General features: G+C 71.5%; 6 protein-coding genes. 5 read left to right on the top strand and 1 reads right to left on the bottom strand.

What is annotated here, in order from left to right; all coding sequences use genetic code 11:
• The first annotated feature begins 140 nt into the window (after positions 1 to 140).
• Genes accC through D7X74_RS38235 form a run of 3 tightly spaced genes read left to right on the top strand, consistent with a single transcriptional unit; the run spans position 141 to position 2,777 of the window.
• The gene (gene accC / locus D7X74_RS38225; RefSeq protein ID WP_120537895.1) at positions 141 to 1,658 is read left to right on the top strand and encodes an acetyl-CoA carboxylase biotin carboxylase subunit; all 1,518 of its coding nucleotides are present in this window, start codon (positions 141 to 143) and stop codon (positions 1,656 to 1,658) included.
• A gap of 43 nt (positions 1,659 to 1,701) precedes the next feature.
• Positions 1,702 to 2,211: a biotin/lipoyl-containing protein gene (locus D7X74_RS38230; RefSeq protein ID WP_120537896.1), complete on the top strand. Its 510-nt coding sequence runs from the start codon at positions 1,702 to 1,704 to the stop codon at positions 2,209 to 2,211.
• Positions 2,212 to 2,255: 44 nt separating this feature from the next.
• Positions 2,256 to 2,777 carry a YfbM family protein gene (locus D7X74_RS38235; protein ID WP_120537897.1) on the top strand — a complete coding sequence of 174 codons (522 nt, stop codon included), beginning with the start codon at positions 2,256 to 2,258 and terminating at the stop codon, positions 2,775 to 2,777.
• A 19-nt stretch (positions 2,778 to 2,796) separates the two neighbouring features.
• Here D7X74_RS38235 and D7X74_RS38240 read toward each other — a convergent pair whose 3' ends face one another.
• A complete protein-coding gene (locus tag D7X74_RS38240) occupies positions 2,797 to 3,585 on the bottom strand; it encodes a TSUP family transporter (protein ID WP_120537898.1) in 789 nt (262 codons plus the stop codon).
• 103 nt (positions 3,586 to 3,688) lie between these two features.
• Between D7X74_RS38240 and D7X74_RS38245 the strand changes: the two genes are divergently transcribed.
• Together D7X74_RS38245 and D7X74_RS38250 are read left to right on the top strand one after the other, a co-directional pair.
• The gene (locus D7X74_RS38245; RefSeq protein WP_120537899.1) at positions 3,689 to 4,501 is read left to right on the top strand and encodes a hypothetical protein; all 813 of its coding nucleotides are present in this window, start codon (positions 3,689 to 3,691) and stop codon (positions 4,499 to 4,501) included.
• A 108-nt stretch (positions 4,502 to 4,609) separates the two neighbouring features.
• The coding region (locus D7X74_RS38250; protein ID WP_370450856.1) for a DUF4388 domain-containing protein at positions 4,610 to 6,328 on the top strand (1,719 nt) is incomplete at its 3' end.

Below are 6,328 nucleotides of genomic sequence, written 5' to 3' on the forward strand. Positions count from 1 at the left end.
GCCCCAGCCCCCGGAGCCGGACGAGGATGACCGCTTCGTGGAAGCGAAGCTGGCCCAGGCGAAGCAGCTGATGGACCAGTACCTCAACCTGCGCAAGTAGGGGCGGGCAAACAGGGGCGCCCCATGGTACAGGGGCGCACATGCCCAAAATCCGCAAAGTGCTCGTCGCCAACCGCGGCGAGATCGCCATCCGGGTAATGCGCACCTGCAAGGAGCTCGGCATCGCCACGGTGGCCGTGTACTCCGAGGCAGATCGCTCCGCGCTCCATGTGCGCACCGCCGACCAGGCCTTCCTCGTGGGTCCCCCGCCCTCGCGGGAGAGCTACCTGGTCCAGGAGAAGATCCTGGAGGTCGCGAAGCTGTCCGGCGCGGACGCCATCCACCCCGGCTACGGTTTCCTCTCCGAGAACGCGTCCTTCGTGCGCGCCTGTGAGAAGGCCGGCATCACCTTCATCGGTCCGCCCGCCGCCGCCATGGACGCCATGGGCGAGAAGACCCGCGCGCGCGCCAACATGATCAAGGCCGGCGTGCCCGTCGTCCCGGGCTCCACCGAACCCATCCACACGCCCGAGGAAGCGCGCGAGTACGCGCAGAAGATCGGCTTCCCCATCATGCTCAAGGCCGCCGGCGGCGGCGGTGGCAAGGGCATGCGCCGGGTGGAGGGCCTGCACGACTTCGACTCCGCGTGGCGCTCCGCCAAGAGCGAGGCGATGAGCTCCTTCGGCAACGACTCGGTCTACATCGAGAAGTACCTGGAGAAGCCCCACCACGTCGAGATCCAGGTCTTCGCCGACCAGTACGGCAACACCATCCACCTGAACGAGCGCGAGTGCTCCGCGCAGCGCCGTCACCAGAAGGTGGTGGAGGAGACGCCCAGCCCCATCCTCACGCCGGAGTTGCGCGCGAAGATGGGCGAGGTCGCGGTGAAGGCGGCCAAGGCCGTCAACTACGTGGGCGCCGGGACGGTGGAGTTCCTGGTGGACGTGCACCGCAACTTCTACTTCCTGGAGATGAACACCCGGCTCCAGGTGGAGCACCCGGTGACGGAGTGGGTGACGGGCCTGGACCTGGTCGCCATGCAGATCCGCGCCGCGGAAGGGGAGAAGCTGCCCCTGTTCGAAGCGCCGGAGCCGCGCGGTCACGCCATTGAAGTGCGCGTGTACGCGGAGGACCCGTCGCGCAACTTCATGCCCAGCCCCGGCAAGATTACGTACCTGCGCGTGCCGGGCGGACCGAACGTGCGGGATGACTCGGGCGTGTTCGCGGGCTTCACGGTGCCCAACTTCTACGACCCGATGATCTCCAAGCTGTCCGTGTGGGCGCCCACGCGCGCGGAGGCCATCGCGCGGGCGAAGCGGGCGCTGTCCGAGTACGTGGTGAAGGGCATCACCACCAACATCCGCTACCTGAACGGCATCCTGTCGCACCCGGAGTTCGTGGGCGGCGACTACGACACCAGCTTCCTCACGCGCGAGCACACGGCGCTGCTGGGCAGCGAGGACACCGGCTTGAGCGAGGTGGCGCTGCTCGCCAGCACGCTCCACGCCTTCCAGCGCGACCAGAAGCGCGCGAAGACGCTGCCCTCGGGCGCGGGCGGCGGGGCGGGCAATGGCCGCATCAGCCCGTGGCGTCTGGCGTTGAAGAGCCGCCGCCGCTGAAGCCGTCTTCCTTGCGCAAGCCTTTCGGAAGGACCTTTTCCCCATGCGTTACTTCACGAAGCAGCAGGGCCAGAAGGAAGCGGTGGCGGTGGACCTGGAGTCCCTGGGCCAGGACCGCTACCGGCTCACGTTGAACGGCAAGACGTACCAGGTGGACGCGCTGTCCGTGGAGCAGGGCACGCTGTCCCTGCTGGTGGACGGCCAGTCGTACAACGTCGAGTTCGAGGAGAACGGCGACGAGATCGGCACCCTGGTGCGCGGGCAGGTGAACCGCGTGGACGTGGCGGACGAGCGCAAGCTGCGGATGCGCGCGGCGGCCGGCGGCTTCTCCGTCGAGGGCAAGCAGACCATCCTCGCGCCCATGCCCGGCAAGGTCGTGAAGGTGCTGGTCAAGGTCGGTGATGAGGTCACCGAAGGCCAGGGGCTCGTGGTCGTGGAGGCCATGAAGATGGAGAACGAGCTCAAGAGCCCCAAGGCCGGCAAGGTGACGGAGGTGTTCGCCAGGGAAGGCACCGCCGTGGAGAACAACGCGAAGCTCGTCGTGGTGGAGTAACCCACCCGTTTCCCCGCTCCGCGCAGCCCCGAGGTTCAAGCCCCATGGACATGCTCTGCACGCTGCGCAGCGCCACCGAGACGCAGCTCCAGGCCCTGCGCAAGGCCCCCAAGCAGTTGGAGGCCTTCCTGGAGGACGAGGAGGACTTCGGCGACGCGAAGGGCGCGGCGTTCCTGGAGCTGGACATCGGCGAGGCGTGGCACGGCCTCCAGTTCCTGCTCACCGGCACCGCGTGGGAAGGCACCCCGCCCTTGGACTTCCTGGTGCGCGGCGGCGAGGACGTGGGCGACATCCCGTCCGATGAAGGCACCGCGCGCGTGTTCGACGCGGCCGGGGTGAAGGCCCTGGCGGAGGCGCTGAAGAAGGTGTCCGAGGACACGCTGCGCCAGCGCTTCGACCCGGCGCGGCTCCAGGCGGAGGACATCTACCCCGGCACCTGGGAGGAAGAGGAGCCGGCGGAGGACGTGGATCCGCTGGAGGAGCTGCTCTCCTACTTCGTGGAGCTGCGGAAGTTCACCGCTGCCGTGGCGAAGCGCGGCCACTCGCTGCTCGTGCACATCGGCTGAAGTCCCGCCGGGACGGCGTTCAGGCCGCCGTCCAGGTGCCCCACACGTCGTGCCCCAGCTTGAGCACCAGCGCGGCCACCACCCCCAGCACGACGATGCGCACCAGCTTGTCGCCGCCCTTCACCGCCACGTGCGCGCCCAGCCACGCGCCAGTGAACTGCGCCGCGGCCATGGGCAGCGCCACCTTCCACAGCACCACGCCCTTCAGCGCGAAGAGCGCCACCGACGCCAGGTTGGAGGCGAAGTTCACCACCTTCGCGTCCGCGGACGCCCGCGCCAGCCCGTGGCCCAGCAGCGACGAGAAGGCCACGATGAGGAACGTGCCGGTGCCCGGGCCGAAGAAGCCGTCATAGGTCCCGATGCAAAGCGCGATGAGCGCGCCGATGGCCTGCGCCCGCGGCCGGGGTGAGGGCTCCACGCCGTCGCGCTTCGGCGGCGTGCGGCGGAAGGCCAGGAACACCGCCACCGCGATGAGCAGCACCAGCACCAGCGGCTTGAGCACCTCCGGACGCAAGAGCAGCACCAGCGCCGCGCCGCCGAACGCGCCCATCAGGCCGAAGGGAAACGTCACCTTCGCGAGCCGCCTGTCCACGAGCCCCGCGCGGGCGAAGCGCACCAGCGCCGCGCCCGAGCCGAACACGGACTGGCCCTTGTTGGTGCCCAGCGCGATGTGCGCGGGAAAGCCCGCCGTCAGCAGCGCCGGCAGCGTGATGAGCCCGCCGCCTCCCGCGATGGCATCCACGAAGCCCGCGCTCAACGCGGCAAGACAGAGCAGCAGGAGCTTCAACGCGCCGACATCCAGGTCCACGTGAGGCCCGCCTCCCAGCGGGTGGCGCCCGCTTATCACCCCCGCGACAGGCCGTCCTGGCCGGTTGCTTGCGTCACGCTGAAGCTTGGGGGTCAATGCGGTCATGCTCGCGACCTTGATGACCGTGCTGGCACTGACGCTGGCCGCGCCGCCCTCTCCGCCTGACGCGTCCACCGCCACGTGCCGCTCCATCGACGGGCACGTGTCCTGTGGCTACGCGTGCAAGTCGGATGGACGGCGGGTGCGGTGCGCCCAGACGCTCCAGGGCCGCTGTACGGTCATCGACGGACAGGCCTCCTGTTTCGACCCGCCCGCCTACGTGGTGAAGGCGTACGGCGCCGCGCTGCCAGAGTCCGAGTGCAAGACCATCGACGGGGTGGTGGGCTGTGGCTATTCGTGCGTCACCGACTTCGGCAAGGTGAAGTGCGCCCGGACGCCCGCGGGCGTGTGCAAGAGCCAGAGCGGCAACGTGACGTGCTTCGACCCGCCCGCCGCGGTGTTCGCGGTGTACGGCAAGCAGGTGCCGCGCGCGCAGTGCGTCAGCAACGGCCTGCAGATGGCGTGCGGCTTCAACTGCGTGAACGCTTCCGAAGGTGTGCGCTGCGCGAAGACGCCCGTGGGCGTGTGCAAGGCCCAGAACGGCAGCCTCACCTGCTTCGACCCGACGCCCGCGGCGCTCTGCGCGTGGGGGAAAGGTCTGCCCACGCCCCAGTGCAAGCTGAGCGAGACGGGCCCGGTGTGCGGCTTCAACTGCACCACGGCGTACGGCAAGGTGGCGTGCGCGGGCACCCCGGCGGGCATCTGCAAGGTGTTCGACAGCGAGGTGTACTGCTTCGACCCGCCCGCCGAGCAGCAGGCCGACGCGGCGTGCCTGGCCAGCGTGGGTCTGGCCGCGCTGGACGGCGCCGCGCCTTGATTCGACACCCGCCGGTCTCCCCCCGGTGGTCGTGTGCTTGGACCTTCGGGGAGGCGGCGGTAAAATTGCGCCATCCCGGCACTGGCGGGATTGGGAGCAGGACGGCACATGGCGGAGGGTGAGGTCCGGCAGTACTGGGTCCGCAACGATCGGGGCACCACGTGGGGGCCGTTGACCGCGCCCACCATCGAGCTGCTCATCGACAGTGGCGCCATCCAGGGCAGGATCCAGGTCTCCAACGACGGCCTGCAGTTCGCCTTTCCGTGGCGCTTCCCCGAAGTGCGTGACGTCTTCCCCCGGGAGCTGTGGGGGGATGGCGCGCCCGCGTCGCTGCTGCAATCCGCGCCCGTCGCCCCGCCCCCCCCCGGTCCTGTCTCCCAGCCGCCCGTGGCGGGTCCGGTGGCCGCGCCCATGGCGGGTCCCGGCGCCGTCAACGCGCCGCGCGCGGGTCCCGGTCCCACGGCCGGGCCTGGCGCGATGCGGGGGCCGGCACCGGCGGTCCGCGCGGGGGTCGATGCCTCCGGGCGCCCCATCGCCACGCAGGCCGCGGGCCCTGGCGCGCCTCCCCGGCCGGGAGCCCCCGTCGTCGGAGCGCCCTCCGCGGCGGCCCGTCCGGTCGCGCCACCGCCGCAGCCGCCGCAGCCGCAGGATGACGGCACCACCACGGTGCCGCCCCAGGGCCAGCTCCAGCAGACCTCGCCGGTGCAGCTCTACGGGCGCATCGCGGCGGGCGAGCACACCGGCCTGCTGACGCTGGTGCTTTCGGACCGCACGCTGTCGATCCACTTCCGCAAGGGCAATCCGGAGTTCGTGGACTCGTCGCACGCGGAGGATGGGCTCGGGGCGTCGCTGATGGGGGCGCGGCTCCTGACGGCCGAACAGCTCCAGCAGGCGGAGGGCTCGCGGGAGCGCTTCGGCGGGGACCTGCTCGCGGCGCTCTTCGGGTTGGGCATCCTCCAGCCGGCCACGGCCTTCACGCAGCTGGCGCAGCGGGGCCTGGGCATCCTGGGCAAGGCGCTGCGCGCGGAGTCCGGCACCTTCACCTTCGAGGCGCGCGACCTGCCTTCGGCGAAGGCGATGCCGCTGGGCAACCGCTGGGCCGTGCTCAGCGACCAGGTGCGCCGCATCCCGACGACGGACCTCAAGCGCCGGCTCAACCACGTCCTCGCGCTGCCCATCATGAAGTCCGGGGGACGCGTGGCGGCCAGTGACCTGCGCCTGACGCCGCATGAGGTGCGCGCGCTCGCGTTCATCGACGGCGTGCGTTCGCTGGGGCAGCTGCTCCAGGACGTCCCGCAGGACGCGGATCACCTGCTGCGCCTCGCGTTCCTGCTCAAGGAGCTGAACGCGGTGTCGTTCGCGGCGCCCGCGCGCACGCAGGCGGCGCCCCCGCCTCCGTCCACCGCGGGTCCCACGGCCGCCGCCGCGAGGCCCGCCAGTGCCGTTCCGCCGCAAGGCGCGGCCCCCGGTGGAGCGCCCGCCGCCGCGCAGCCCGGAGCACCCACGAGGCCTGGAGCCCCGGTGGCCGGTCCTGGTGCGCCCATCGCGGGTCCTGGCGCGCATGGGGCCGGTCCGGGTGTCCCTGTCGCCGGTCCCGGTGCGCCCATCGCGGGTCCTGGTGCTTCCGGCATTGCTCCCGGTGCGCCCATCGCCGGCCCAGGTATCCCCGTCGCGGGCCCTGGCGGATCCGGCGCCGCGCCCGGTGCACCCATCGCCGGTCCCGGTGCGCCCACGGCGGGCCCTGGCGCGGCGCCCCGTCCCGCTGGCGCGGCCCCCACGGCGGGTCCCGGAGCCGCGCCCCGTCCGACGGGAGCAGCCCCCGCGGCG

The organism is Corallococcus sp. CA047B (assembly GCF_003612065.1).
In the GTDB taxonomy this organism is placed as follows: Bacteria; Myxococcota; Myxococcia; order Myxococcales; family Myxococcaceae; genus Corallococcus; species Corallococcus praedator.

Bases quoted from the DNA above. Each gene is read 5' to 3' on its own strand.
- accC (WP_120537895.1), top strand. From the start codon at position 141: ATGCCCAAAATCCGCAAAGTGCTCGTCGCCAACCGCGGCGAGATCGCC.
- D7X74_RS38230 (WP_120537896.1), top strand. From the start codon at position 1,702: ATGCGTTACTTCACGAAGCAGCAGGGCCAGAAGGAAGCGGTGGCGGTG.
- D7X74_RS38235 (WP_120537897.1), top strand. From the start codon at position 2,256: ATGGACATGCTCTGCACGCTGCGCAGCGCCACCGAGACGCAGCTCCAG.
- D7X74_RS38245 (WP_120537899.1), top strand. From the start codon at position 3,689: ATGCTCGCGACCTTGATGACCGTGCTGGCACTGACGCTGGCCGCGCCG.